This is a genomic window from Flavobacterium agricola, from assembly GCF_025919725.1.
Lineage (GTDB): Bacteria > Bacteroidota > Bacteroidia > Flavobacteriales > Flavobacteriaceae > Flavobacterium > Flavobacterium agricola.
This window is the reverse complement of the sequence record NZ_CP081495.1, coordinates 859,955-884,599: the sequence shown is the minus strand read 5'-3', so window position 1 is coordinate 884,599 and position 24,645 is coordinate 859,955. Positions and strand designations below refer to the sequence as shown.

The 24,645-nt window shown below is 31.0% G+C and carries 32 protein-coding genes; 16 read left to right on the top strand and 16 right to left on the bottom strand.

The window, feature by feature from the left end; genetic code table 11:
* Window positions 1–6 precede the first annotated feature (6 nt).
* A complete protein-coding gene (gene recN / locus K5I29_RS04440; RefSeq protein ID WP_264434651.1) occupies window positions 7–1,665 on the top strand; it encodes a DNA repair protein RecN in 1,659 nt (552 codons plus the stop codon).
* Window positions 1,666–1,696: 31 nt separating this feature from the next.
* Here the strand turns inward: recN and K5I29_RS04435 are convergent, their stop codons facing one another.
* Both K5I29_RS04435 and K5I29_RS04430 read right to left on the bottom strand, forming a co-directional pair.
* On the bottom strand, window positions 1,697–2,299 hold the full coding sequence (locus tag K5I29_RS04435) for a hypothetical protein (RefSeq protein WP_264434650.1): 603 nt from the start codon (window positions 2,297–2,299) through the stop codon (window positions 1,697–1,699).
* A gap of 116 nt (window positions 2,300–2,415) precedes the next feature.
* Window positions 2,416–3,483 (bottom strand): branched-chain amino acid aminotransferase, encoded by a 1,068-nt coding sequence (locus tag K5I29_RS04430; RefSeq protein ID WP_264434649.1) that lies wholly within the window; start codon window positions 3,481–3,483, stop codon window positions 2,416–2,418.
* A gap of 236 nt (window positions 3,484–3,719) precedes the next feature.
* Here K5I29_RS04430 and K5I29_RS04425 point away from each other — a divergent pair, with 236 nt between their 5' ends.
* The 4 genes from K5I29_RS04425 to K5I29_RS04410 all read left to right on the top strand — a co-directional run bounded on the left by K5I29_RS04425 (window position 3,720) and on the right by K5I29_RS04410 (window position 5,611).
* The gene (locus tag K5I29_RS04425) at window positions 3,720–4,226 is read left to right on the top strand and encodes a DUF4920 domain-containing protein (protein WP_264434648.1); all 507 of its coding nucleotides are present in this window, start codon (window positions 3,720–3,722) and stop codon (window positions 4,224–4,226) included.
* Window positions 4,226–4,657 (top strand): hypothetical protein, encoded by a 432-nt coding sequence (locus tag K5I29_RS04420; RefSeq protein ID WP_264434647.1) that lies wholly within the window; start codon window positions 4,226–4,228, stop codon window positions 4,655–4,657. The genes K5I29_RS04425 and K5I29_RS04420 overlap by 1 nt, the downstream gene beginning before the upstream one ends.
* Window position 4,658: 1 nt before the next feature.
* Window positions 4,659–5,318, top strand: a complete 660-nt coding sequence (gene mnmD, locus K5I29_RS04415) for a tRNA (5-methylaminomethyl-2-thiouridine)(34)-methyltransferase MnmD (RefSeq protein ID WP_264434646.1) — start codon at window positions 4,659–4,661, stop codon at window positions 5,316–5,318.
* 92 nt (window positions 5,319–5,410) lie between these two features.
* Window positions 5,411–5,611, top strand: coding sequence for a hypothetical protein (locus K5I29_RS04410; protein WP_264434645.1), 201 nt, complete (start codon window positions 5,411–5,413; stop codon window positions 5,609–5,611).
* Between the two features lie 31 nt (window positions 5,612–5,642).
* Here the strand turns inward: K5I29_RS04410 and K5I29_RS04405 are convergent, their stop codons facing one another.
* Window positions 5,643–6,581, bottom strand: coding sequence for a LysR family transcriptional regulator (locus K5I29_RS04405; RefSeq protein WP_264434643.1), 939 nt, complete (start codon window positions 6,579–6,581; stop codon window positions 5,643–5,645).
* Window positions 6,582–6,685: 104 nt separating this feature from the next.
* On the opposite strand from K5I29_RS04405, the gene K5I29_RS04400 reads away from it, so the two are divergent.
* From K5I29_RS04400 to K5I29_RS04380, 5 genes are all read left to right on the top strand, one after another.
* Entirely contained in the window at window positions 6,686–7,156 is a 471-nt protein-coding gene (locus K5I29_RS04400) for a Dps family protein (RefSeq protein ID WP_264434642.1), read from the top strand.
* A gap of 95 nt (window positions 7,157–7,251) precedes the next feature.
* On the top strand, window positions 7,252–7,554 hold the full coding sequence (locus tag K5I29_RS04395; RefSeq protein WP_264434641.1) for a hypothetical protein: 303 nt from the start codon (window positions 7,252–7,254) through the stop codon (window positions 7,552–7,554).
* A gap of 82 nt (window positions 7,555–7,636) precedes the next feature.
* The gene (locus K5I29_RS04390; protein ID WP_264434640.1) at window positions 7,637–9,286 is read left to right on the top strand and encodes a SulP family inorganic anion transporter; all 1,650 of its coding nucleotides are present in this window, start codon (window positions 7,637–7,639) and stop codon (window positions 9,284–9,286) included.
* Window positions 9,287–9,290: 4 nt separating this feature from the next.
* Window positions 9,291–9,932 carry a carbonate dehydratase gene (gene can / locus K5I29_RS04385; RefSeq protein ID WP_264434639.1) on the top strand — a complete coding sequence of 214 codons (642 nt, stop codon included), beginning with the start codon at window positions 9,291–9,293 and terminating at the stop codon, window positions 9,930–9,932.
* A 102-nt stretch (window positions 9,933–10,034) separates the two neighbouring features.
* Window positions 10,035–11,585, top strand: coding sequence for a glycerol-3-phosphate dehydrogenase/oxidase (locus K5I29_RS04380; RefSeq protein ID WP_264434638.1), 1,551 nt, complete (start codon window positions 10,035–10,037; stop codon window positions 11,583–11,585).
* Here K5I29_RS04380 and K5I29_RS04375 read toward each other — a convergent pair.
* The 3 genes from K5I29_RS04375 to K5I29_RS04365 form a co-directional block, all read right to left on the bottom strand.
* Window positions 11,575–11,748: a hypothetical protein gene (locus K5I29_RS04375; RefSeq protein WP_264434637.1), complete on the bottom strand. Its 174-nt coding sequence runs from the start codon at window positions 11,746–11,748 to the stop codon at window positions 11,575–11,577. The two genes, K5I29_RS04380 and K5I29_RS04375, sit on opposite strands and share 11 nt — an antisense overlap.
* A 144-nt stretch (window positions 11,749–11,892) precedes the next feature.
* Entirely contained in the window at window positions 11,893–13,164 is a 1,272-nt protein-coding gene (locus tag K5I29_RS04370; protein ID WP_264434636.1) for a DEAD/DEAH box helicase, read from the bottom strand.
* Between the two features lie 21 nt (window positions 13,165–13,185).
* Window positions 13,186–14,229, bottom strand: coding sequence for a formimidoylglutamase (locus K5I29_RS04365; RefSeq protein ID WP_264434635.1), 1,044 nt, complete (start codon window positions 14,227–14,229; stop codon window positions 13,186–13,188).
* Between the two features lie 87 nt (window positions 14,230–14,316).
* Between K5I29_RS04365 and K5I29_RS04360 the strand changes: the two genes are divergently transcribed.
* The gene (locus tag K5I29_RS04360) at window positions 14,317–15,216 is read left to right on the top strand and encodes a protein bicaudal D homolog (protein ID WP_264434633.1); all 900 of its coding nucleotides are present in this window, start codon (window positions 14,317–14,319) and stop codon (window positions 15,214–15,216) included.
* Window positions 15,217–15,344: 128 nt separating this feature from the next.
* Entirely contained in the window at window positions 15,345–15,641 is a 297-nt protein-coding gene (locus tag K5I29_RS04355; protein ID WP_264434632.1) for a hypothetical protein, read from the top strand.
* Between the two features lie 31 nt (window positions 15,642–15,672).
* On the opposite strand, the gene K5I29_RS04350 is transcribed toward K5I29_RS04355, so the two are convergent.
* Complete coding sequence (locus K5I29_RS04350; RefSeq protein WP_264434631.1) at window positions 15,673–16,566, bottom strand: alpha/beta fold hydrolase; 894 nt, start codon at window positions 16,564–16,566, stop codon at window positions 15,673–15,675.
* Entirely contained in the window at window positions 16,563–17,144 is a 582-nt protein-coding gene (locus K5I29_RS04345; protein ID WP_264434630.1) for a TetR/AcrR family transcriptional regulator, read from the bottom strand. The genes K5I29_RS04350 and K5I29_RS04345 overlap by 4 nt, the downstream gene beginning before the upstream one ends.
* 225 nt (window positions 17,145–17,369) lie before the next feature.
* On the opposite strand from K5I29_RS04345, the gene K5I29_RS04340 reads away from it, so the two are divergent.
* From K5I29_RS04340 to K5I29_RS04330, 3 genes are all read left to right on the top strand, one after another.
* The gene (locus K5I29_RS04340; RefSeq protein WP_264434629.1) at window positions 17,370–17,753 is read left to right on the top strand and encodes a hypothetical protein; all 384 of its coding nucleotides are present in this window, start codon (window positions 17,370–17,372) and stop codon (window positions 17,751–17,753) included.
* 114 nt (window positions 17,754–17,867) lie between these two features.
* Window positions 17,868–18,152 carry a DUF3817 domain-containing protein gene (locus K5I29_RS04335; protein ID WP_264434628.1) on the top strand — a complete coding sequence of 95 codons (285 nt, stop codon included), beginning with the start codon at window positions 17,868–17,870 and terminating at the stop codon, window positions 18,150–18,152.
* 2 nt (window positions 18,153–18,154) lie between these two features.
* Entirely contained in the window at window positions 18,155–19,432 is a 1,278-nt protein-coding gene (locus K5I29_RS04330) for a mechanosensitive ion channel family protein (RefSeq protein ID WP_264434627.1), read from the top strand.
* A gap of 87 nt (window positions 19,433–19,519) precedes the next feature.
* Here the strand turns inward: K5I29_RS04330 and K5I29_RS04325 are convergent, their stop codons facing one another.
* The 8 genes from K5I29_RS04325 to K5I29_RS04290 are packed head-to-tail and all read right to left on the bottom strand — an operon-like array spanning window position 19,520 to window position 24,109.
* Window positions 19,520–20,128, bottom strand: coding sequence for a hypothetical protein (locus tag K5I29_RS04325; RefSeq protein WP_264434626.1), 609 nt, complete (start codon window positions 20,126–20,128; stop codon window positions 19,520–19,522).
* Between the two features lie 2 nt (window positions 20,129–20,130).
* Complete coding sequence (locus tag K5I29_RS04320) at window positions 20,131–20,679, bottom strand: N-acetylmuramoyl-L-alanine amidase (RefSeq protein WP_264434625.1); 549 nt, start codon at window positions 20,677–20,679, stop codon at window positions 20,131–20,133.
* 3 nt (window positions 20,680–20,682) lie between these two features.
* Entirely contained in the window at window positions 20,683–20,880 is a 198-nt protein-coding gene (locus K5I29_RS04315) for a hypothetical protein (protein ID WP_264434624.1), read from the bottom strand.
* A complete protein-coding gene (locus K5I29_RS04310) occupies window positions 20,877–21,194 on the bottom strand; it encodes a hypothetical protein (protein WP_264434623.1) in 318 nt (105 codons plus the stop codon). Before K5I29_RS04310 ends, K5I29_RS04315 begins: the two co-directional genes overlap by 4 nt.
* 36 nt (window positions 21,195–21,230) lie before the next feature.
* The gene (locus tag K5I29_RS04305; protein WP_264434622.1) at window positions 21,231–21,728 is read right to left on the bottom strand and encodes a DUF7103 family protein; all 498 of its coding nucleotides are present in this window, start codon (window positions 21,726–21,728) and stop codon (window positions 21,231–21,233) included.
* Window positions 21,728–22,111: a hypothetical protein gene (locus tag K5I29_RS04300; protein ID WP_264434621.1), complete on the bottom strand. Its 384-nt coding sequence runs from the start codon at window positions 22,109–22,111 to the stop codon at window positions 21,728–21,730. Before K5I29_RS04300 ends, K5I29_RS04305 begins: the two co-directional genes overlap by 1 nt.
* A gap of 19 nt (window positions 22,112–22,130) precedes the next feature.
* Window positions 22,131–22,949: a hypothetical protein gene (locus K5I29_RS04295; protein ID WP_264434619.1), complete on the bottom strand. Its 819-nt coding sequence runs from the start codon at window positions 22,947–22,949 to the stop codon at window positions 22,131–22,133.
* Window positions 22,946–24,109: a gp58-like family protein gene (locus K5I29_RS04290; protein ID WP_264434618.1), complete on the bottom strand. Its 1,164-nt coding sequence runs from the start codon at window positions 24,107–24,109 to the stop codon at window positions 22,946–22,948. Before K5I29_RS04290 ends, K5I29_RS04295 begins: the two co-directional genes overlap by 4 nt.
* Window positions 24,110–24,205: 96 nt before the next feature.
* Between K5I29_RS04290 and K5I29_RS04285 the strand changes: the two genes are divergently transcribed.
* Window positions 24,206–24,484, top strand: coding sequence for a hypothetical protein (locus K5I29_RS04285; RefSeq protein ID WP_264434617.1), 279 nt, complete (start codon window positions 24,206–24,208; stop codon window positions 24,482–24,484).
* Window positions 24,485–24,645: the final 161 nt, after the last annotated feature.

Below are 24,645 nucleotides of genomic sequence, written 5' to 3'. Positions count from 1 at the left end.
CCCAAAATGTTAAATCATTTATATATATCTAATTTTGCATTGATTGAATCTTTAGAAATGGAATTTTCTAAAGGCATGTCAATTATTACCGGTGAAACAGGTGCCGGAAAATCTATTTTATTAGGTGCTTTAGGTTTGGTTTTGGGTAAACGTGCCGATTTAAGTTCGTTAAAAAATAAAGACGAAAAATGCATTATCGAAGCACATTTTGCAATAAAAAACTACAATTTACAAGCTGTTTTTGAAGCGAATGAAATTGATTATGACGATTTAACGATTATTCGTCGTGAAATTTTACCTTCGGGTAAATCTAGAGCTTTTGTAAACGATTCGCCCATTAACTTATCGGTTTTACAAAATCTAAGTCAATATTTGTTAGATATTCATTCGCAACATCAAACATCAGAATTGGCAGAAGATAGCTTTCAGTTAGAAATGATTGATGCTGTTGCAAACAATCATAAGTTGTTAGCGCAATATCAAATGCTGTTAAAACAGTATAAAAAAGCCAAAAAAGAATACAACCAGCTAACAAGTGACAAAGCTGATTTAATTAAAGAATACGATTACAATTCTTTTTTATTAAACGAATTGATTGAGCTTGATTTAAAAAGCATCAATCAAGAAGAATTAGAAAAACAGCTCGAAGTTTTAGCTAATATTGAAACCTTGCAAGAACATTTAGACAAAGGTTTAGCTATTTTAACTGAAGAGCAATATGGCATTGTAGCCAATTTAAAAGAGCTAAAGGCAAGCATTGGTAAAGCAAGCGCAATTACTAGCGAATATAATGAGCTTTTAGAGCGCATAACATCTGTTTTAATTGAGGTTGATGATATAACTCACGAAGTAGAAATTAAAACTGAAAATTTAGTTCACGATCCGGAAACTTTATTCCAAATCAATCAAAAATTACAAGCTTTATACGCATTGCAAAAAAAACACGGTGTTTTATCTGTGTACGAATTAACCGAAATACAAACGGAATTAGAAAACAAAGTAATTTCTGTTGATGAGTTTGATGCAAAGTTAGCTGCTCTACAAACCGAAATTGAAAAATTGACAAACGATTTACAACAAATCGCAAATCAATTAACACAAAAAAGGGCAGAAGCTGCTCCGCTATTAATTTCTAAAATATTAGAAATTTTAGCTCAATTGGGTATGAAAAATGCACGTTTTGAGTACGAAAATGTAATAGCTAAAGATTTTTTACCAACCGGACGCGATCAAATTCAATTATTACTTTCTGCTAATACCGGTACCAATTTTGGACCAATTAAAAAAGTTGCTTCTGGCGGAGAAATGTCACGAATTATGTTGGCTATTAAGGCAATTATGTCTAAATATTCTAAGTTGCCAACCATAATTTTTGATGAAATTGATACCGGTGTTTCAGGTGAAATTGCTAACAAAATGGCCGAAATTATGTATGATATGAGCAGCACCATGCAGGTTTTTGTAATTACGCACTTGCCGCAGGTTGCATCAAAAGGCGATTATCATTTTAAAGTTTCAAAATCTGTGGTTAACGGAACTACCGTTTCGGTATTAAACTTATTAAATGATGAAGAACGTATTTTACAAATTGCTGAAATGATTTCGGGCGATAATTATTCGGAATCAGCTATTAATCACGCAAAAGAATTATTACGATTATTATAATAAAAAAAGACCTTTAATAAGGTCTTTTTTTTTATTCATTTTGCCCATTTGGATTATATCTGTATCTGTTCCATTTTTCGTTGTACGAAAAAATGCTGGTTTTGGCCGGAGTTGCTAACGAATAATCACCGTTAGGTAAAAGTTCAAAAACAAAACCTTCACTTGATCTTGAATCCGATGTTTTAGTTGCATCTTTAATTTTTGCAATAGCTTTTATATCTTTAGATGCGTAACTTTTATGCGTATTACTTGCCAATTGCCTTGGTGCAACAAGATCCCAAATTTGATGTTGTGTTATATATGTAGTTTCTATAAAACCATCTTTTTTATTTTCAACTTTTTCAATCCAAGTAATTAAAAGTAAATCCTTATCATTAACCTTAAATGGTTTAAATTCAAACTTTTCTGGTATTACAGCAGCTTCTGTTTGAGCGATGAATAAGGTATCTTTTTTATCTTCGTTGGTATAGTAAACCAATAAAGTTTGTTGGTCGTAATTAGCTTCTAGTCCAAAATCTTTATTTTCACTTAAAGTTTTTGATGATTTGGTTGTTTTGGCTGGTGTTGACTTTTTTTGTGCTTGCGTGTTAAAGCATGCTACAAAAAGAGCAAAAATTAAAATAAGCTTTTTCATAGTTTTACTTTTATGGATATATAGATAACTTAGAAAAGCTTTTAAAATTGCTTTTTCTTTTTAAAGAAAAAACCTTTGTAGTTATACAAAGGTTTTATATGAAGTAAGAATTTGTCTTATAATTTAACTGTCCAGTTAAACGTATCTTCAGCTTCGTTGTACTGAATTGCATTAAGCTTTTCTTTTAATTGCGTTGCAAAACGATCGGCAACTTGTGGTAATTCAAAATACTCATCTTTGTACTGAAAACCTGCAATTAAGCTAACTACAGCAGCTGTTCCTGCGCCAAAAATTTCTTTTAAACTTCCGTTTCTGTGTGCATCAACAATTTCGTTTACGGTAATAGAACGAACTTCTGTTTTAATTCCATCACGTTCAGCAATAGCTAATAACGATTTACGAGTAACACCATCTAAGATACGCTCGCTTACTGGCGCTGTAATTAAGGTATCGTTAATGCGGAAAAATACATTCATTGTTCCTGATTCCTCTAATTTTGTATGGGTTGTATCATCTGTCCAAATAACTTGCTGAAAACCTTTTTGATTTGCTAATTTAGTTGGATAAAATTGTGCAGCATAGTTTCCGGCAGCTTTTGCAGCTCCAATACCACCATTTGCAGCTCTAGAAAAATGATCTGCAATAACAACTTTAACTTCACCAGAATAGTAAGATTTTACAGGAGATAAAATAATACAGAATTTGAAGTTTAATGAAGGCGATGCAATAACGCCATCACTAGTACCAATCATAAAAGGACGAATATATAAAGCATTTCCGTTTCCTTTTTTAATCCAATTTGCATCAATTTTAATCAATTCTTTTAATCCGTCCATAAAAATATGCTCAGGAACCTCTGGCATAGCTAAACGAATAGCAGATTTGTTAAAACGCTCGTAGTTTTGATCAGGACGGAATAACCAAATTTCATCTTGTGCATCTCTATAAGCTTTCATTCCTTCAAAAATTGCTTGTCCGTAATGAAATACGCGTGACGAAGGATCCATTTCAAAAGGCGCATAAGGCATTATAATAGGTTGATGCCATTCGCCATCTATAAAATCACAAACCAACATGTGGTCAGTAAACTGTTTTCCGAAAGTTAATGTTTCAAAATCTACAGAATCTATTTTTGATGTTGGGCTTTTGATAATTTTAATATCACTAATTTGTGTTGTTTCCATATGTTAGTATCTTAGAAATCAGAGCTATGATTAATTTTGTATTAATATTTTTAAATCGTTGTGTTATTACAAATTTATTAAAAAAAAACTCTAAAAAGTAACATTTAATACGAATTACATATTTATATGTAAATGTTTGTAAATTTCATACAAATTAATTAGATAATACAAGTTTTAGTCAGAAGTTTTAAAAAAAATATTATTTTTGTTAAGAATAATGAGTTTAAAATATGAATATGAAAAAAAATATATGGATTAGTGCCCTTTTTATTGCAACATTAGTAAGTTGTACAAAAAAGACTGAAACTCCTGAAAATCAGGTAGCAATAGATGTGCAAAATATGGAAGTTTTTGGTGAGCCCTTCGATCCGAACCAAGTTAAAACACAACAAGAAATGGCCGTATTGTATGCAAATTTGAAAGAAGGTGATACGATTACCACACAATTTGTTTCTGAAATCGAAGCAACTTGTAAGAAAAAAGGCTGTTGGATGAGTTTAGATTTAGGAAATGATGAACAAGCTATTGTTCGTTTTACCGATTACGGTTTTTTTGTACCTAAAGAAGGTGCTGTTGGTAAAGAAGCTGTGGTTAACGGCAAGGCTTTTTTAGCTATTACATCGGTGGATCAGCTTAAACATGATGCAAAAGATGCTGGCAAATCTCAAACAGCAATTGATAGCATTACGGCTCCAAAAGTTTTAAAAATGTTTATTGCAGACGGCGTATTAATTCAAAAATAATGAAACATTTATTGTATTGTACGTTATCTTTACTGCTATTTTCTTGTCAAAATAAGTCTGAAATTAAAGCTAATATAACAACTTCTGATTCAGAATTTGTTATGTACGAAATGTCTGAAATGGCCGGCTTAATGGAACAAATGTATGTAGAAAACAAGCGTTTACGTGATCGCATTATCGCGAATGATACGTTGGGTGAAATGCCAAGCTATTTTCAGGAAATACTAACCCGAACGCTTACTGATCCGTCTGATTTAGATCAGTTTTACAGAGATCATGCGCTGTTTTTTTTACACCAACAAGAACAAATTTATAGTAAGCCGCAACAAGCTAAACAGCAATTTAATTTAAGCATTGATGCTTGTATTGCTTGTCATGAAGTAAAATGTGGCGGTCCGATACCACGCATAAAAAAATTATATATTAAATAATATGAAACGTAGTTTTATTGATACAGAAGACGGATCTAAATCCTTATATGTACATGAAATTGGCGAAACCTACCATTCTAAGTTTGGCGCCTTGCAAGAAGCCAACTTTGTTTTTATAAAAAACGGACTTGATTTGTTTCAGAATCAGTCCGTTTCTGTTTTAGAAATTGGCTTTGGTACCGGTTTAAATGCTTTTGTAACGTTATGTAAAGCGCCTAAATTAAATGTTACCATTCAATATACAGGTATTGAAGCATATCCATTAACAGAATCAGAAATTGCAGAATTAAATTATCCGGCTGCAGCTAATCGATTAGATTTACAAGCCGATTTTAATAAAATACAACAAGCACCTTGGGAAAAACAAAATGTTATAAATAGCTTTTTTACTATTAATAAAAAGAAAATGTTTTTTGATGAAATTACTGACGAAGCGCAATACGATTTAATTTATTTTGATGCTTTTGGTTACCAATATCAACCCGAATTGTGGACCGAATCAATTTTTAAAAAAATGTACAAAGCGCTTAAAAATAATGGGGTTTTGGTAACTTATGCTTGCCGAAGCATTATTAAAAATAACATGAAAGCTGCTGGGTTTGTTACCGAAAAGTTACCTGGCCCTCCAGGAAAAAGAGAAATGTTAAGATGTAGGAAATAAGTTATTAAATAATTGCTAATTTATTAAGTTCTTTTTTGATTAATCTTTTTTTTATTTATATTTAAACTATCTAACCAATAAGAAAAAAAGGTATGAATACGAATAAAGTAAGTTTTGCTAAAAAAATTTTAATTAATGTAAGTTTCGACCCTAAACTTTTTTCTAAAGAACTAAAAAAAGTAGTTGCTTCTTTATTACCATATGAAATTGAAGTTTTATCTAAATGGGTAGTATCGTTTGTAGAGCAAAACCCTAAACTTCATCACAGTTTATATTTAATAGATGTAGAATAATAAAAAAAGGAAACCTTTTGGTTTCCTTTTTTTATTTTAATTTCGGACTAATTATTTTTACGTCATGAAAAGCAATTGCCCCGCGAATAATACCTTGAATGCTATTTTTAAAAGCTTCAACAATATGGAGTTTTAATTCGTTTTTTGGATACAAAATACTAATTTCTCGCGCAGGTTGTGGATCAACAAAAAAACGTAATTTTTGCTGTTCTTGTTCTGTTAAGTTTAAAGTGTGCAAATACGGCAATAACGTATAACCTAAACCTTCATCGGCCAATTTGATTAAGGTTTCAAAACTTCCACTTTCTAAATGAAAGTTTTTATCTTGCGTTGTATTTTTATTTTTACAAATATTTAAAATACCATCTCTAAAACAATGTCCATCTTGTAGCAGTAAAATATCATCTAAAGATAAATCATCGGTAGTAATTTTACTTAAGGCATAATTTTTATGACTTTCCGGAAAATACCCAACAAACGGTTCGTAATAAAGCGGTATTTCTTTAATTCCATCTTCCTGCAGTGGGGTAGCAGCAAGGGCTGCATCTAAGGTGCCTTTTTTCAATCGCGAAATAATTTCATCGGTATTTAACTCTTCAATAATTAAATTAATTTTTGGATATTTTTTAATGAAATGATTTAAAAACATTGGTAATAAGGTAGGCATAACGGTTGGAATAATTGCCACTCTAAATTCTCCTCCAAATTCTCCTTTTTGCTGATCAATAATATCTTGAATACGATCAGATTCATTAACTATGTTTTTAGCCTGGTTTACTATTTTTTGTCCAATTTCGGTTAACTGAATTGGTTTTTTACTTCGGTCAAAAATTTGTACATCCAATTCTTCTTCTAACTTCTGAATTTGCATGCTTAACGTGGGCTGGGTAACAAAGCAGCTTTGTGCAGCTAAAGTAAAATTTTTATGTTCAGCAACCGCTAATACATATTGTAGTTGAGTTATGGTCATAATATAATTTTTATTTATAAAGATATAAAAGCTATCAATAATAACTATTGTTTAAACCGCTAAAAAATTATTAAATTTGAGTAAATCAATAAAAAATACAAATTATGAGTGTAAATAAATTAGGACTTCCGGTAAAAGAAACCGAAGAATTAGTAAACGAATTAAACGTTTTATTAGCCAATTTTCAAGTGTATTATCAAAACTTACGCGGTATTCACTGGAACATTAGAGGGAAACGTTTTTTTGAATTACACGTAAAGTTTGAAGAGCTTTATAATGACGCTCAAGTTAAGGTTGATATGATTGCAGAACGTGTTTTAACCTTGGGCGGCGTACCTTTACATACCTTAGCCGATTATTTAGCTGTAAATAAGCTTAAAATAAGCAAAAACGTATCGCAAGATGTAGATGCTGTTCAGGTTATTATAGATTCTATTGGTGGGCTTTTACAATTAGAACGTACTATTTTAGCACAATCTGCTGCTATTGATGATGAAGGTACAAATAGCATGATGAGCGATTTTATTTCGGAACAAGAAAAAACATTATGGATGATGGAAGCTTGGTTATCTTAAGCTTTTAATTGTCCTAAAATAGAAAAGTAGAAAATTAATATTTTTTTAAGACTTTTATTAAAATATTTTTTTCTGCTTTTTTTATATTTGTTTCAATGAAAACAATTGTAAACTTATTTTTAATTCTATGGCTAAGCTTTTTGTCTGCTCCAACAGTTATTGGTTGGTTGGCAGATGCTAATGAATTACAAATAACATACAATATGGCAGAAGAGGAAAATGCGAACGAAACAGAACCTAATCCTGCCGAAGAAACTCATGAAGAACTTTTCTTCAATCTTTCAATTCTTTATATAGCATCTTTAAATTTAGACGGAAACAAACTTTTGTATGGTGCAAACAAAAACACCATTACCGTTTATGAAGATGTTTACAGTCCACCTCCCGAATTAGTATAAATTTTAATCTACATACGTTGCACAAAGCATCGTAATTAAGCACGCCTATTTTTTAGGCCAGATTAACTTTTATAACTAATATATGTCAAAAAATAAAATTTTTGGACACCTAAAGTCTGATTTTGCATCAGGTTTAGTTGTGTTCTTGGTTGCTTTGCCTTTATGTTTAGGTATTGCAATGGCTTCTGGTGCGCCATTATTTTCTGGAATTATTTCGGGCGTAGTTGGCGGAATTGTAGTTGGCTTTTTAAGTAACTCAAACGTATCTGTTACGGGTCCAGCAGCCGGATTAACTGCAATTGTATTAACAGCAATTGCACAATTTAATAATGCTTTTCAGGTATTTTTATTGGCTGTTTTATTAGCTGGTATTATTCAGATGGTTTTAGGCTTTTTAAAAGCCGGCTCTATTTCTAATTACTTTCCGAACAATGTAATTGAGGGTATGTTAGCCGGAATTGGTTTAATGATTTTATTACAACAATTACCATTAGCTTTTGGGTATACAGAAAAAATTGGACTTACTAATTTATTATCAGGAATTGCCGATTTATTAGCCTCAATTCATTACGGAGCATTATGTATCACCTTAGTTTCATTAGCTATTTTAATTGCATGGGATAAGTTTTCTTTTTTAAAAAAACTTAAACTTGTTCCTGGAGCTTTAGTAGCGGTTGTAGTAGGCATTTTAATAAACCAGCTGTTTATCAGCTTAAATTCTTCATTAGCTATTACTAACAACCAACAATTGGTTAGCTTACCTATAATTTCATCGTTTAATGATTTTGGTAACCTATTTATAATACCCGATTTTTCTGCAATAACTAATCCTGCAGTTTGGGTAGTTGCGTTTACAATTGCTATTGTAGCTTCTATAGAATCTTTACTTTGTATTGAAGCTTCAGATCGGTTAGATCCTCAAAAACGAGTAACTAACACCAATGTTGAACTTAAAGCACAAGGAATTGGAAATATGGTTAGCTCGTTATTAGGCGGATTACCTATGACGTCGGTTGTAGTACGTTCTTCAGCAAACATTAATGCGGGGGCTAAAACCAAAATGTCAGCTGTTATTCACGGATTTTTACTTTTAATCTGTGCTTTATCTATTCCTTTTTTATTAAATAAAATTCCATTAGCAACCTTAGCTGCCGTATTAATTATGGTAGGATATAAATTGGCTAAACCTGCTATTATTGTACATTTTTGGCAAAAAGGAAAGTACCAATTTGCTCCTTTTATTGCAACCTTAGCAGCTGTGGTATTTTTAGATTTATTAAAAGCTGTTGCTTTAGGAATGGTGATTGCAATATTCTTCATCCTGCGCGGCAACTCAAAACGAGCGTATTACTTTAAAAAAGAAGATTACCATAAAGGTGATGTAATTTATATTGATTTAGCTCAAGAAGTTTCTTTTTTAAATAAAGCAGCAATTAAAAACACCTTAAATAATATTCCTAAAAAAGCTAAGGTTGTTATTAATGCTTCAGACACCGTGTACATTGCGCACGATGTTTTAGATCTGATAGCTGAATTTAAAAATATAAAAGCGGTTGAAAAAAAGATTGATGTAAAATTAGTTGGTTTTAAAGCCGAATATCAATTAGAAAATTCAGATCATTCCTCGTATTTAATTCATATCGAGCACGAACAGGTAATTAATTACCGTAAAAAAGCAAAATCATCACATCAAGAAGTTATAAAACAATTAAGTTCAATTCCAAACAATTAATAACATGGCACATAGCGAATTTTATAAAAAAATATTAAACAACAACAAAAACTGGGTAGAAAAAATGTTAGCTAACGATCCGCATTTTTTTGAAGGATTAGCCAAAGGCCAACAACCACCATTGCTTTGGATTGGTTGTTCTGACAGCCGCGTACCGGCTAACGAAATTATTGGCGCCAAAGCGGGCGAAGTTTTTGTACACCGAAACATTGCTAATATGGTAATTAACAGTGATATGAATATGTTATCGGTATTAGATTATGCAGTAAATCATTTAAAAGTTAAACATATAATTGTTTGTGGGCATTACGGTTGTGGTGGTATTAAAGCTGCCATGGGCAATTCATCATTAGGATTGATTGACAATTGGTTGCGCCATATTAAAAACGTATATCGTTTGCATCGTGAAGAATTACATGCTATTGAAAATGAAGAAGAGCGTTTTAACCGATTTGTAGAAATTAACGTAAAAGAACAGGTTTATGATTTAGCCAAAACATCAATTGTACAAAATGCTTGGGCAAATAATCAAGAAGTAAGCATTCACGGTTGGGTTTATGGAATTAATTCGGGATATGTAACCGATTTAAATGTAAACCTGGCATCAAACGATCATTTAGAAAAAATATATCAACTTAAGTTTTAATTGATTCGATAAATTCTATTTTTTGTTATTTATTTTGAATAAGGGGGCAATATATACTATTTTGCCTCCTTTTTTGTTATATTAGTACAAACAACATAATACATGAATCGGAGCGAAGCTTTACAACAACTTGATGCAACTTGGGATCTTATAATCATTGGCGGTGGCGCTACCGGATTAGGTACCGCTGTAGATGCAGCCAACCGAGGTTATAAAACGCTATTGTTAGAACAGGCAGATTTTTGTAAAGGTACATCAAGCAAAGCAACAAAGTTGGTTCATGGTGGCGTTCGGTATTTAGAACAAGGTAATATTGCATTGGTTCGAGAAGCTAGTATTGAACGCGGTTTGCTGTACCAAAACGCACCACATTTATTTAAAAATTTAACCTTTTTAATTCCAAATTATTCGTACTACAACAATTTGCTTTATACCGTAGGTTTAAAGTTTTACGATATTTTAGCAGGATCTTTAAGTTTAGGCAAATCCAAATACGTAAAAACCAAAACTGGATTATTACAAGCTAAGAATGTAAAAACAAAAGATTTAAAAGGATTTACTCAATATCACGACGGTCAATTTGATGATGCACGTTTGGCTATTAATTTAGCACAAACAGCTACCAACCAAGGTGCAACATTGCTTAATTACATGCAAGTAACGCAACTTTTAAAAAAAGATAATAAAATTTCTGGCTTAACCGCTACCGATATTTTAAACGGTAAAGAATATAAATTACAAGCTAAAGTTGTACTAAACGCAACAGGTGTTTGGGCAGACGAAATTATTAAAATGGATGTACCAAAAGCAGTTAAAACCATTCAACCAAGCCAAGGAATCCATTTGGTTTTTAATAAAGAATTCTACCCGAACGAAACTGCATTAATGATTCCGAAAACCACTGACGGTCGCGTTTTATTTGTTATTCCGTGGCACGATAAAGTTTTGGTAGGTACAACAGATACCAAAATAGAATCATACGAAATAGAACCTTTAGCATTAGAAAATGAAATTGATTTTATATTACTTAACTGCCAACATTATTTAGAAATACCACCAAGCCGCGCAGATGTTTTATCTGTTTTTTCCGGATTACGTCCTTTGGCAGCATCAACTAATGATAAAACAAAAGAAATTTCTCGAAGCCATAAAATAATGATTGCAAAAAGCAATTTGGTAACCATAATAGGAGGTAAGTGGACAACCTACCGAAAAATGGCCGAAGATGTTTTAGATAAAACAAGTAAAGCAGGTTTATTACCAGCAAAAAAATGTAAAACACAAAATTTACATATTCACGGGTATAAAAAAGAAATTGATCAAAATAATCCGTTCTATTTTTACGGATCGGATTTAGAAAAAATAAAAGCAATTGAGCAAGAAAATGTTATGAATCAAGAAAAAATTCATCCTAATTATGCTTTTACTAGCGCGTGCGTAATTTTTGCGGTGCAAAATGAAATGGCGTTTAAGGTAGAAGATTTTTTAGCACGCCGTATTCGATTATTATTTTTAGATGCTAAAGCTGCCGTAGAAGCCGCCCCAAAAGTTGCCCAAATTATGGCACAAGAATTAAACCAAGATGCAACTTGGATTGCAAACGAGGTTACTGCTTTTGCACTTTTGGCTAAAAAATATGAACTTACGCTTTAGGTTGCTTGTTTTTGGCACGTTTATAAAATAAAAAAGAAGCTGCAAAAACAGTAACATAAAACGGAATGATAAGTTCTGTTTTTAATTTAGGCAATTGCTTTAAAAAAGGAATTTGATCTGAAACTAAATTTAAAAAGAACACAGCCAAAAAAATAGCTGCCATAAATATATATTTTGAATTTTTCATCTTAGAATAATTTATTTTAAAGATAAGAATATTTAAATTATGAACTAAGATTAGTTGTAAAAAGATTTTATTTAACGTTGGTATTAACAAAAAAGCTACTGAATTTCAGTAGCTTTTTTGTTAATACCAACGTTTTTTATTTTTTTTCGAATTTTCAGATTTTCTGCTATTTGATCCAGATCCGCCTGGTTTGTTGCCAGGATTTGGGTTGAATTTTTTTCTAAAATCTTTTTTCCCGGTTGATGTACTTTCATCTCGCCAAGGAAACGGATTATCTTTAACAACCTTAATTTTTTCGCGTAAATGGCGTTCAATCGTTGTTAAATATGTTTTTTCATCTTTAGAACAAAACGAAATAGCTAAACCAGAAGCACCTGCGCGTCCGGTTCTACCAATACGATGCACAAAAGTTTCTGCAATATTGGGTAAATCAAAGTTAATTACCAACGGCAAATCATCAATATCAATTCCGCGAGCGGCTACATCGGTAGCTAATAAAACATCAATTTCTTTGTTTTTAAATGCTTCTAAAACTTCGTTACGTGCTGCTTGCGATTTATCGCCGTGAATGCTATCTGCCTTAATGCCTTGTTTTACTAACGAATCTTTAGTTGCATCCGCACCGTGTTTGGTTCTAACAAATACTAAAACATTTTTAAGTTCTTTAGTTTCTATTAAATGCTTTAATAAATTGCGTTTATCTTCTTTTTCAACCAAATACGCTTGATGCGATACATTGGCTGATGCTGAAGAAATCGGATCTACCGAAACGTATTTTGGTCGAGTTAAAAATTCATCAGCTAAAGCACGAACTTCCATCGGCATAGTTGCTGAGAATAATAACGTTTGACGATTTTCTGGCGAAAGTTTAATGATTTTTTTTACATCATTAATAAAACCCATATCTAACATTAAATCAGCTTCATCAATAACTAAATGATGCATGTGATTTAAGTTGATAAAACCTTGTTTGTACAAATCTAAAAAACGACCGGGCGTAGCAATTAAAACATCAACTCCTTCTTTTAATTTATTTACTTGCGGAACTTGGTTAACGCCCCCATAAATAACTAAAGATTTTATGCTGGTGTAGGTTGTAAACAAATCAAAGTTTTCACCTAATTGTTGTGCTAATTCGCGCGTAGGCGCTAAAATTACGGTACGTATATATTTTACTTTTTTACCCGAACCTACAATTCGGTGTAAATTGTTTACAATAGGAATAGTAAAGGCAGCCGTTTTACCGGTTCCGGTTTGTGCACAGCCCACAATATCATTACCCAAAATAATTTCGGGAATAACTTGTTCCTGAATTGGGGTTGCTTCTTGATAACCTGCCTCGTTAATGGCTTCTAAAACATTATTAGAAAGTTTTAAATCTATAAATTTCATAGCTACAAAAATACGATAAATCTAGTTATCTAATAATTCTATTTTGGCTTTTATAAAATCGGTAACCAAATAGGTTATGGCTTTACCAACTTGTCCTACCTGATTAGGTTGCGCAAGGGCAGGAGCAGCTTCGCAAATATGTAAATAAGCCGCATTTTTTTGCGAACCAAAAAAATGTACAAATTGACGGGCTTTTTCCATACTAAATCCGCTTGGTGTTTGTGCAGATGCCGGTATGCCAACAATAGCATCCATATCAACTTCAACACCAAAGCTGGTATTATTTACATGATTTAGAGCAGTTAAAAGTTCTTTTTTAAACGATTTTTCCTCGCGAACCATTATTTCTTCGTACGTATTAAACATTACGTTGCCTTGCGTAGCTTCGATATTTTTTAAAATAGATTTAGATAAATAATTTTCGTGGGCGCCAAAAATGAAATATTTTTTTAAAAAACAATGATCGTACGCGTAAGAAAATCCGTTTCCGCTGTGGCGGCCTTCTAAATTTCTAAAATCGGTATGTGCATCAAAATTTACCGCATTTACGCTTTTACCTAATGCTAATGATAAACCTTTAATATTGCCGTATGCATTATTATGCCCACCACCAATAATGATTGGTATTTTTTTAGCTTCAATAATTTTAGATACCAAATACGAAACTTCTTTATCGATTAAAGCAATCATTTCGTATAAATTATGTAGTGAATCGGCATCTTTTAAATTGGTATTGTTGTAATTTGCAACCAACTCAGAAAAATCAAAGCTGCCTAATAGCGCAATGTTTTTTCCTTTTAAATAATTGTTGTTTTGAATATTAAGAAAGGTTTGCGTAAAAATTTCCCAGGCTTTGTTTGTGCCGGGAATACCGTTGTTTGCTATAACACCTAAATCTTCTTCAATTCCAAAAACAATAAATACAGCATCTGTTGTTGCTATAAATTGTTCTATATTTTCGTTATCTTTGGGTAACGCAGTACGTTCGCCCAATTTTATTTCGCTGTTTCTAAATTTTGTCTGTTTGTTTAATTTAGCTGGGGTAAAAGTGCTGAAATATGACATTTAAGAATATTTTATAATCAAAAATAAGCTTTTTAATTTTTAAATATTAATTTTATACTATCAAATTCATTATAACAAAAAAATATTATGGAAAAACAAATGCAAGAAAACGATTCAAACAAAAAAGGTTATAAGGTTATTATAGCCATTCTGGCATTATTATTAATAGGTAGTTTTGGTTATATGTATAAAATGAGCACCGATCATACCGATACGGTTACTCAAATACAATCAGAAAAAGATCTTTTAAACATTGAGCTTACAGAATCTATTAACAAATTAGACGAAGCAATTGCTCAAAACACATCTTTATCGTCTGAATTAACTGCAGAACGTGATAAATTAGTTGCATTACAAAAAGAATTGCAACAATCTAAAAGCGATGTTGATAGCTTAAAAAAATACAGAAATTCGTATTTAGCTTTAAAGAAACAAACAGATAAGCTTTTAGCAGAAAACAAACAATTACGTGAAGCAAACCAAATTTTGACAAACGAGCGTGATAGCACCATGGTTGAGTTAAACTCATCTAAAGTAATTGTAAACCAATTGGCTGAACAAACTGAAATTTTAAATTCTAAAGTTGAAGAAGCTTCTAAATTAGTTATTACAAACGTGAGTGCACATGCATACAAACAAGGTGGTTTATTTGGCGGAACTAATTTAAAAAACACATCTAAAGCAAAAAAAGCAGATGTTTTAGAAATTGAGTTTTCTGTTGCTGCAAATAAATTGGCTAAAAAAGGTGAGAAGTTGTATTATGTACAAATTATTGATAGCAATAACAATGTAATTGGTGCAAACGATCCGATTTTATTTGGAGAAAAATATTTAACATACAGCTTTCCGAAAGAAGTTAACTTTCAAGGACAATCTGTTGTAATTAAACACGAACTTCCGGTTACAGATTTAGAAAAAGGTTTCTTTTTTGTAAACATTTTTGAACAAGATGAATTGGTAGGAAATTCATCGTTTGAATTAAAATAAAACAAAAGGATAAAGCTTCGCTTTATCCTTTTTGCTTTATATCTGTTTTTTTTAACATTTTAACTATTTAGGCTACTATTTTTTCAATATTTGCGTTAGTACTATATAACTACAAAAAAACAGTTGTTATGGTAGAAGTTAAAGTGATTAAAGGACAATTATGTATGTTTAAAGATGCTGTATTGCAATACAAATTAGGTAGCGATATGGTTTATGCAGAATTAAATAATACAGAAGATTTAGTTTTGGTAACTAAAGATTCGGGCGAAGTTGAATTGCGTGCAATTACCGGCAAAATTATTCGCAAAATAGGTAATGGTAACACGCATATTGCCAAATGGTTAGGGAGCGACATTACCTTAATGGATTCCAAAGGTAATATTGATTATCGTGGTAAAGAAAATAGCTTATTAAGCGTATTATAATATAAAAAAGAGAGCAAAATTGCTCTCTTTTTTATTGAATATGTTGTAATAAAATTTGGTTTAATTTTTCGGGCTGTTCTTCGGGTACATAATGCCCAGAATCCTCAATAACCACTGTGTTTACATTGTTGGCAATTTCTTGCATAGCAAGGCCAACTTGGTTTGCCATGGCATATTTACCTCCAACAGCCAAAACCGGAAGTTTTAATTTATTTTTTAGCTGTACATTTTGTTTACTGCTTTGCTGAAAGGCTCTGTAATAATCAAAACCGGGTTTCATATTATTTTTATAAGCAGCAGCATAAACTAAAATATCATCCGTACTAATTGCTTTTTTGTTATAAGCTTTATTGGTAAAATACCAGGTTAAATACTCGGTTTCTTTTCCATCTAATAAAAATTCAGGAATATCATTTACGGCATTAAAATAGAATTGCCAAATTTTAACTGCGTTTTCAGGAGCAAAAACTTCAGGTTTCATTAAACCCGGAATTCCAGCATCAATTACCGTTAAAGTTGCTAATTCATCTTCATAATGAATGGCATAAGCAGCCGCAACCCAACCACCAATATCATGACCAACAACATGTGGTTTTGTTATTTGCAGATTTTTTAAAAACTGATTTAATAAAGTAGCAATATATTTTGTGTCATATTGTTCTACTGTTGAATTCGGATTCATACCAGGCAAATCTAAAGCAATAACATGATTGTTTTTACTTAACGCTTGTATGTTATGGCGCCAAACATAAGATGTTTGCGGCCAACCGTACAACAATACAATAGTATTTTTATTTTTTGGGCCAGCTTCGTAATACGTCCAGTTGGTATTATTTACGGTAATTTGCTTTTTTAAAGGCATTTGTGCGAATGCGGTAAATAATGGGCTTAGCAAAGCAATTGCACCATATATTAAGTTTTTCATTTTGTAGGGCTTAAAGTATTAATTAATAGATTGAAAATAGATTGTATTTCAGCTTCTGATTTTTTCATTCGCATTCTTACACGCATACCAATAATGGTGTTGTAAACAAAAACGGCCAAATCTGGAGCAGGAGCTAAGTTGCTTATTGCATTCATATTTTGAGATTTTAAAATGCAATTGGTAAATGCTGCAATTATTTGTTTGTCATTATTTTCTATAATAGAAAAAACTTCTGCATCCGAATCGGCAAATTCAACAGCTGTGTTTACAGCAAAACATCCGTTTTGATTGGTATTAGCTATTAATAATTGATTCAAAATATCTTGTAATGCAATAATTATATTAGGCGCTTTTTCTAGATTTTGAATCATTGCATAACTTTTTGTTGCTACATATTGTTTTAAACTGCGAACAAAAAGCATTTTTTTATCACCGTAGGTATTATAAAGGCTAGAACGGCTAATAGTAAGCGTTTCAACAATTTCTGCTGGAGCTGTATTATGATATCCTTGTTTCCAAAACAAATCACGTGCTTCAACAAGCAAATCCGTTTCATCAAAATTTTTATTTCTAGACATATTATTTTATTGAGAAGCAAAGATACATATGTGGAACAAAAGTTCCAATATGAATCAACGAATATTCTATTTTACATAATATTAATTATAGTTCACAAAATATATAGTTTTAAAATAGTTGGTTATACAGCTTCAAATAATAATATTAGTAATAAGTTAAGTTTTATTTGTATTAAAAAAAGGTTTAGTTTATTTTTGTGAACATAATCTAATTCAATTTTTACTGTGGAGAATCCAAATGCACAAAAATTAGTTAATAAGATCCAGAAAGATTTATTTAAAAACGGACTTGTTACGCAAACTTTAGTAGTTGATTTAAAAAAATTACGCGAATATGCTTTAGAGGCTCAAATTCCTGTGTTAGTTAAAGCTTTACGTTTAGCTTATGAACATATTGAAGAAAATGATGCATTTTTAATTCCTATTCCAGATGATGAACCTCTTGAATCTGAAGATGGTGAAGAAATTACACAAGAAATTGAATTATCAACAGAAAATAATTTAGAAAGCTTAGATTACTTTATTTCCTTATTATTGGATTTAGAAAATAAAACGAATATTGCTGACTTACGTGAATACAATAAATTATTCAAAAAGTTTCAAGCATAATTCTATTTTACATAATAAAAAAAGCCCACTATTTTGTGGGCTTTTTTTGTATATTTTAACGGTTAAACAAAAAAGAAATTCTATTTTTGAGTTTTAACTCAAACTAATAAAAAAATGCTTAAACAATTTAAAATTATTGCTTTTTTAGAAGGGATTTCTTGGATTTTACTTTTTTACAACATGTTTATCAATAAATATTTTTTTCCAGATATGTACCAAACTTTATTAAAACCGTTTGGTTGGATTCATGGTTTATTTTTTATTGTTTATATTGTTTTAGCAGTGCTATTAATTAAACCCCAAAAATGGTCGTTTAAAGACGTAGCTTTAATTTTTTTAGCATCTCTTCTACCCTTCGCAACGTTTTGGGTTGAATATAAATATTGCAAAAATGCTTAATTATGCTAGATCTTTTTCAGAAAATACCACAATTACTCACACATTTTGGATTAACTGATTATTATGCCGATTATATAGGTTTATTTATTAACTCCATTCTGGTTTTAATTATCGCTTATCTTTTGCGTATTTTATGTAGAACCGGGTTGTTGTATATTACCGAATATGTTTCGGATAAAACTGCATTTCAATTTGATGATTTTTTAGTAAAAAATCGTTTTTTTAGAAATACCGCTCGTATTGCGCCGCTATATTTTTTATATAAAATAGCACCTTATTTACTTTACAATCATGAAACTTTACAGGTTATTTACCTTAAAATATTAAACATTACAACCATTTTTGTTGTTATTTTTATATTAACCAGTTTATTAAAAGCCTTTAAAGATCAGTTAAAAGAAATAGATAGATATAAAGACAAGCCGATTGACAGTTACATTCAAGTTGTTGCAATTATAATATGGCTATTTGGCTTCTTTTCTATTATTTTAACGTTGTTTGATGTTGATATGCGCGCTATATTGGCTTCGTTCGGTGCTGTTTCTGCCATAGTTATTTTAATTTTTAAAGATACCATTTTGGGCTTTGTTGCTAGCTTACAAGTTTCTGCAAACGATTTAGTGCGCATTGGAGATTGGATTACTTTAGAAAAATACGGAGCAGACGGGTTTGTAAATGAAATTAATTTAGCTACGGTTAAAGTTCGAAATTTTGACAATACCATTACTACCATTCCAACTTACAGCTTAATTTCTGATTCATTTGTAAATTGGCGCGGTATGTTTGATTCAGGCGGACGCCGTATCAAACGCCATATTTTTATTAAAGAAAATTCTATTCGATTTGTAAAAGATGAAGAACTTGATTACTATAAAAAAATTAGTTTAATAACAAATTATATTGAGCATCGGCAACGTGATATTTTAAAATTTAATCAGCGCAATAATGTTGACAAAAGTTTACTAATTAACGGACGGAACTTAACCAACTTTGGATTGTTTAGAAAATATATTACAGAATATTTAGAAAAACAACAAGTGCTTAACCATGATTTAATGCTTATTGTAAGGCATTTACAACCAACAGAAAAAGGGATTCCGTTAGAAATTTATGCTTTTAGTAAAGATAAAGTTTGGAAAAATTACGAACATATTGTTGGTGATATTTTTGACCACATTTTGGCATCAGTTAAATATTTTGATTTAGAAATATTTGAATTGCCTTCATCGTCTGATTTTAAAGCGTTTGTTGATTATCAAAATAAAAAAGGAGAACTTTAAGTTCTCCTTTTTTATTTGTTAAAACACTGTTTTTAAGCTTATTATATGTTTTTGTTTTATTTTTTTGTACGGTATATGTACGTTAAATTATTTTACAACAATTTCTTGGGTTGAAGATTGACCACATTGGTCAAATACTCTAGCGGTCACTTCTCGCTTACCAAATAGTCTTGTTTTGATTCCTAAAAACTTCCATTGGCGCCTTTGTTTGTACAAAACGACATCTATTTTATTATTAAACTGCTTTTCAGTAATTTTTAAATCTAACACAGTACCGTCAAAACCAACATGTCCTTTAATTGTGCTACAGCTATCAATAAGCTCAAAATTTTGTTTCGTTGGTAAATTAGCAAGTATTGACTTTTTAATACTATCGAGATTAACTATCGAAGTATCTCTATCAATATATTCTGTTTCCGTAATAATAACACGTTCAACCTTTCTTGTATTAATTTTTTCTTTAGCCAACAAGCGCTTAAGCTCTTTGTTTTGATATTCTAAATACTCTTCAAATTCAGCACGTTTTAAAATTTCAGAGCTAAACTTCAAACTATCTGCATGTAGTTTTTGTTTTGCATTTTCTGACAGGCGAGAAACTTCTGCTTGTGATTTTTCCAAACGTTTACAAGTGTAGGTTAATGAAGCTATAAGAGCAAAAATACCTACTATGATTATTAATCTGATATACTTTGTCATATCTACGGAATCAAGTCTTCATATTTAGCCAAAATATATGCATGAGCATTAGCTAAAGCATCAATATTTTTCAAAAACTTTTCTAAATCATTTTTATTAGATAAAAAGAAAAGCTCACATAAAACAACAGTTCCTGGTTTCTTTAAAATTCCAATTGTTCCCCTTGCAGTTTCGCTTGGTTTTTTAACACCGCGATTGGGAATGTTTAATATTTCTGCAGTTACTGCACATAATTCATTAGCCATTTTTAAGCTATTGACAGTTGGATTGTCAGACACAAAACATTCTACACCACTTGCATTTTGATTTAAAGCAGCGTTGGCATGATAGTCTGCAATAACGGAACCGACACCAGGTTTAATTCTATTTTGATACTGCGTGTTGGTTTCATGATCTTTATCTATAATAAATTTATAGCCTAAATCATCTAAAATTTTAGTTAGTTTATTTCTAAACATAATCATTAAAGATGCTTCGGTATAACCATGATAAACCGCTCCGGGATCATTTAAATGATGACCAGCTGAAGGAAAAATAGTTAATAATCCCATTTCTTACTTTTCTAAATAATTAGATTCTAACTCCATTTGTAATTCTATAATTTTAATCATAGAATTTATTCTTTGCTCTTTCTGAACAATTTCTTCTCGTTGCTTGATTATTTCTTCGGTAGGATAATCAACGGGTGTTGATGGAACAAAGAAAACTAAGCCTAGCATAACTGCTCCTAAGATTGTAATTGCTGTTTTCATGATTCTACTTTTTTAGTTTCTGATTCGTTTCTTTGGTGAATAAGCCTTTCAAGTAATGAATTGAATTTTTCAGTATAATACTCCAGTTGCTTTGTATATTTTTCTTGCTCAATAGCACGATTAATGTTGACAGAATCAATTCTATTGGTAAGAGCCATATTATTTTCTCTATGATTTGAATCATTGTAATAAAATAGTGTTAAGAGTACTGCTATTAATACTATATAATTTAGTTGAATGCGTTTTAACGGAGTTAGTTTAAAGTACCAATCAAAAACTCCTGGTAACACTTTAATTACTTCTAATATTTTCATTACTTATATTTTTTTTTTGGTGATTTAGCGGTTCTTTTAATCTAATTTCTGTGTGCTTTCACCAATAAAATGAACAGCAATTGGTATTAGTCCTATCCATTCTGCAACTAATAATGAATACCATTTAAAAGCAAAACACCCAATTAAAGCAGTTAACACGATCAGGGCCAACATTACTTTTAAAAACCGTTGCTGTTGGCTTGAATAAATAATCATTACCGCTATAGAACCGATAAAAAATAAAGCTGCAAATGAATAATGTAAAACAGCATAATCTAAATGTGGTGTAACTCCAATTCCGATTAGAGAGCAACCTAAAACAATGTTGTACCATTTTTCACGATTAATAACTCCGTTGTAAATAAACAAAGCTCCAGCAATGGTTAGTAATGCAGTGAAAACATCATTTGATTTGGAGTAAGCATAATCACTTATTGATGGTCTTATTTCGTTAGTTACTCCAATTAAAACAACCGGTATAAAAAACAGAAATAAGGCCAAAATGAGTTCTAATTTTAAAATGCGTTTTTCCATTACTCAGTTGGTTTATCTTGTTTTACAATTACCCAATCTTCAGCTGTACTAAAGAATGGTGGATGTTGTTGCTGAATTTTAAGAGCAACTTGTTCTGTTAACTCATCTTCTTCTTCAGATGTTAATTGAGCACCTTGTTTATAGCTCATTCTTGCTGCATCGACTTCTTCATAAGTCAAAAAATAAGGTTGTTTGCTGTCAATTGGAGTTGGTGTTTCAAAACCTGTATCATCAGTTTCAATTCTAAAATTCTGAACATCTACTCGATATGTTTTTTGATTGCTATCTTTTATCATTTCTCCAATTACTGTTTGAATAATTGCAGTACGTGCGCTTTTTTGAGCATCATACGGTAATGGGGTGGTTGATCGTAATATTGCCATTTTTATATAGATTATTTGGTTATAAAGTTGATACGTAATTTCCTGCATCGTCGTAAAATTTAACGATTGCTTGTCGATTTGTTTTCGCAAATGTTAAATCTGGTGGCATACCTCCATTCCATGAAGTTGCTAAAGCTATATTTACTTCTATTGTACACCCTAATTTAACAGCTGCGAAGTTTGAATAAGTACCCTGCGCTGCGGTATTCTCATTACCGTACATTAACTTTAGCTTTCGCATTGAAATCAATTCTACATATTGGCACCCTGAAAAGTTTTGAGAATAAAAAGTCCTATTAGACCTACCCATTGACTCTAATTGAGGTAATCTTATTTTCTTAAATTTAGCATTTACAAAGTTATTAAAACTCATGTGCTTACATTCTACGGTTATATCAGAACCGATTGCTCCTGAATTTTCAAATGTGTAACCTTGCAGGTTGCCTTTAAAATCTATTAGATTAAAATTATTTAAGTTTATTAAATTAACGAAAGCACTTGATCTAAATTCAGTTATTAAACTTGAGTTTAACACAACTTCATTAAAATACAAAAAACTACTATTTCCCACCGACCTTACATTTATAATATTAGCATTTGAGCGCAGGTAAGTCGCTGTTGTTATATTAGCAAACGCAGATAAACTAAAATCTAAATTTCCGACGATATTAAATTGAATGTCGTTGTTAATTACTTTAAAACCTTTAATATTATTTTCTGAAATATTTAAGCGATTAGATAGCTCTGTTTTTGAATTAATTACAGACGCCACACCACCAATAAAGGTGTTTGGTTTTAAATTTGGTGTGCTGAAAATTACTTTTTTAATTAAATTCATTGTGAAAATGCCCCTCCGAAGCTAAGTGTATCCGTATTAGGAATACGTCCAATAAATCCCATTGTATTAACATCTAATTTTTTTCCATCTGGTGCAGAAACCACCCAACCCGTTGTAATTATATTTGCTACTCCAGCTGTATGTGTTTTAATTGCTACCTCAAAATCGGGTACTAAAACCGAAGGTGCTGAAAACGTTAAATTAACATTCGCTAAAACGTATAACGTAGCACCATGATGTGCGTTTGTTAGTGTAGTATTTGCGTTAATTGTTATGCTGTTTTCAATCGGTCTATTAGTCCCTAAAAAAACAAGTGTATTTAAATTTTCGGATAAATAAAATTCTACTGTTTCTCCTGGTAATAAGTAATAATCTCTATTTGAAACAAACTTAAATTTTGTATTTCCAATTTCGACAGCTGTTGATGAATTAACAAGCGTTAAGTATTTACTTTGCTCATTAGTTATCTTGTATATTTTACCTGGATATGCATTGTTGTTTTGTGAGATATTTAAACTCTCAACTTTTGAAGCTGCAGTTATAATAATGTGTGATGCTTCCGTGTCAAGTAATAAAGAATTGATAGTATTTGGAGTTGAAACAACAACTGAGCGGTTTTCTATTTTTGATTTATAATCATCGCCACCAATTGGAGCTGGTGTGTTGTTTATAGAATTATCCGTTACATCTAAAGTGGTAACCAAAACAGTATTTGGTGGAATTGGCGGTGCGAATGAAATACCTTCGTTTTCATCTCCAAAAATAACTTCAAGGTTGTTTTCCGTGTTTGCTATAACGATGTCTGTACGTACAAATCCTTGAGCTGCATACGGAACATTTTTTATAAAGGGTTCTGTTAAATTGTAAACAAGCTCTAATATTGTCCACCCTGCTCCATCAATTTGTAATTCGTTTCCAGATATTCGCAATCCGTTTATATAAAGTATATGGTCGTACTTTCTTGTTTCAATAGCTGATAAAAGCTCTTGAACCGTAATATATTTTGAGATGCCATTTTCAGAAATATGCAATTTGTCCGAGTTACCTATCTTGGATTTATAAGGCAACTCATCAATGCGTTTAGCGTTTGATTCAATTAGATTTAACCTTTCGGTTAATCTTCTAAGTAATTCTCTATCATTACTATTTAACCCACTCATAATCATATATTAATATCATAACAAATATAGTTATTTATAATCATTCTAAATAATAAATATGCATATTATGCATTATTTTTTTATGTACATTTGGTTATGGCATTTATATTTTTAATTGTTTTCTTTATAATATGTGTAGCTGGTGGGTATTACTTATTCACTGGCCTTTTTGATTTGTTCTTTGGAAGAAATTATGGCAAAGACTACTATAAAGAAGATAAAAAGCCGTTTTTTAATATAGATAGATCAGTGCATTATCATACACACAATCACGAATACGGTGAAAAGAAGGTAACCTACATTGATAAAAACATTACTGTTATTGATGAAGAAACACATGAGAATGTTTTAAAAAATAAAAAGCGAGATAATTGATATATCTCGCTTTTTATATATACCTAATTGTTCCGTTATCCGCAATTACATATTAAATTTTTATTTTCTATACTAAGTTTTTTTATAAAATCTTATTTACAAAAATTAATTATATGCGTATTTTATATAATACTTGCGTAATATAGAATTTACGATTATAT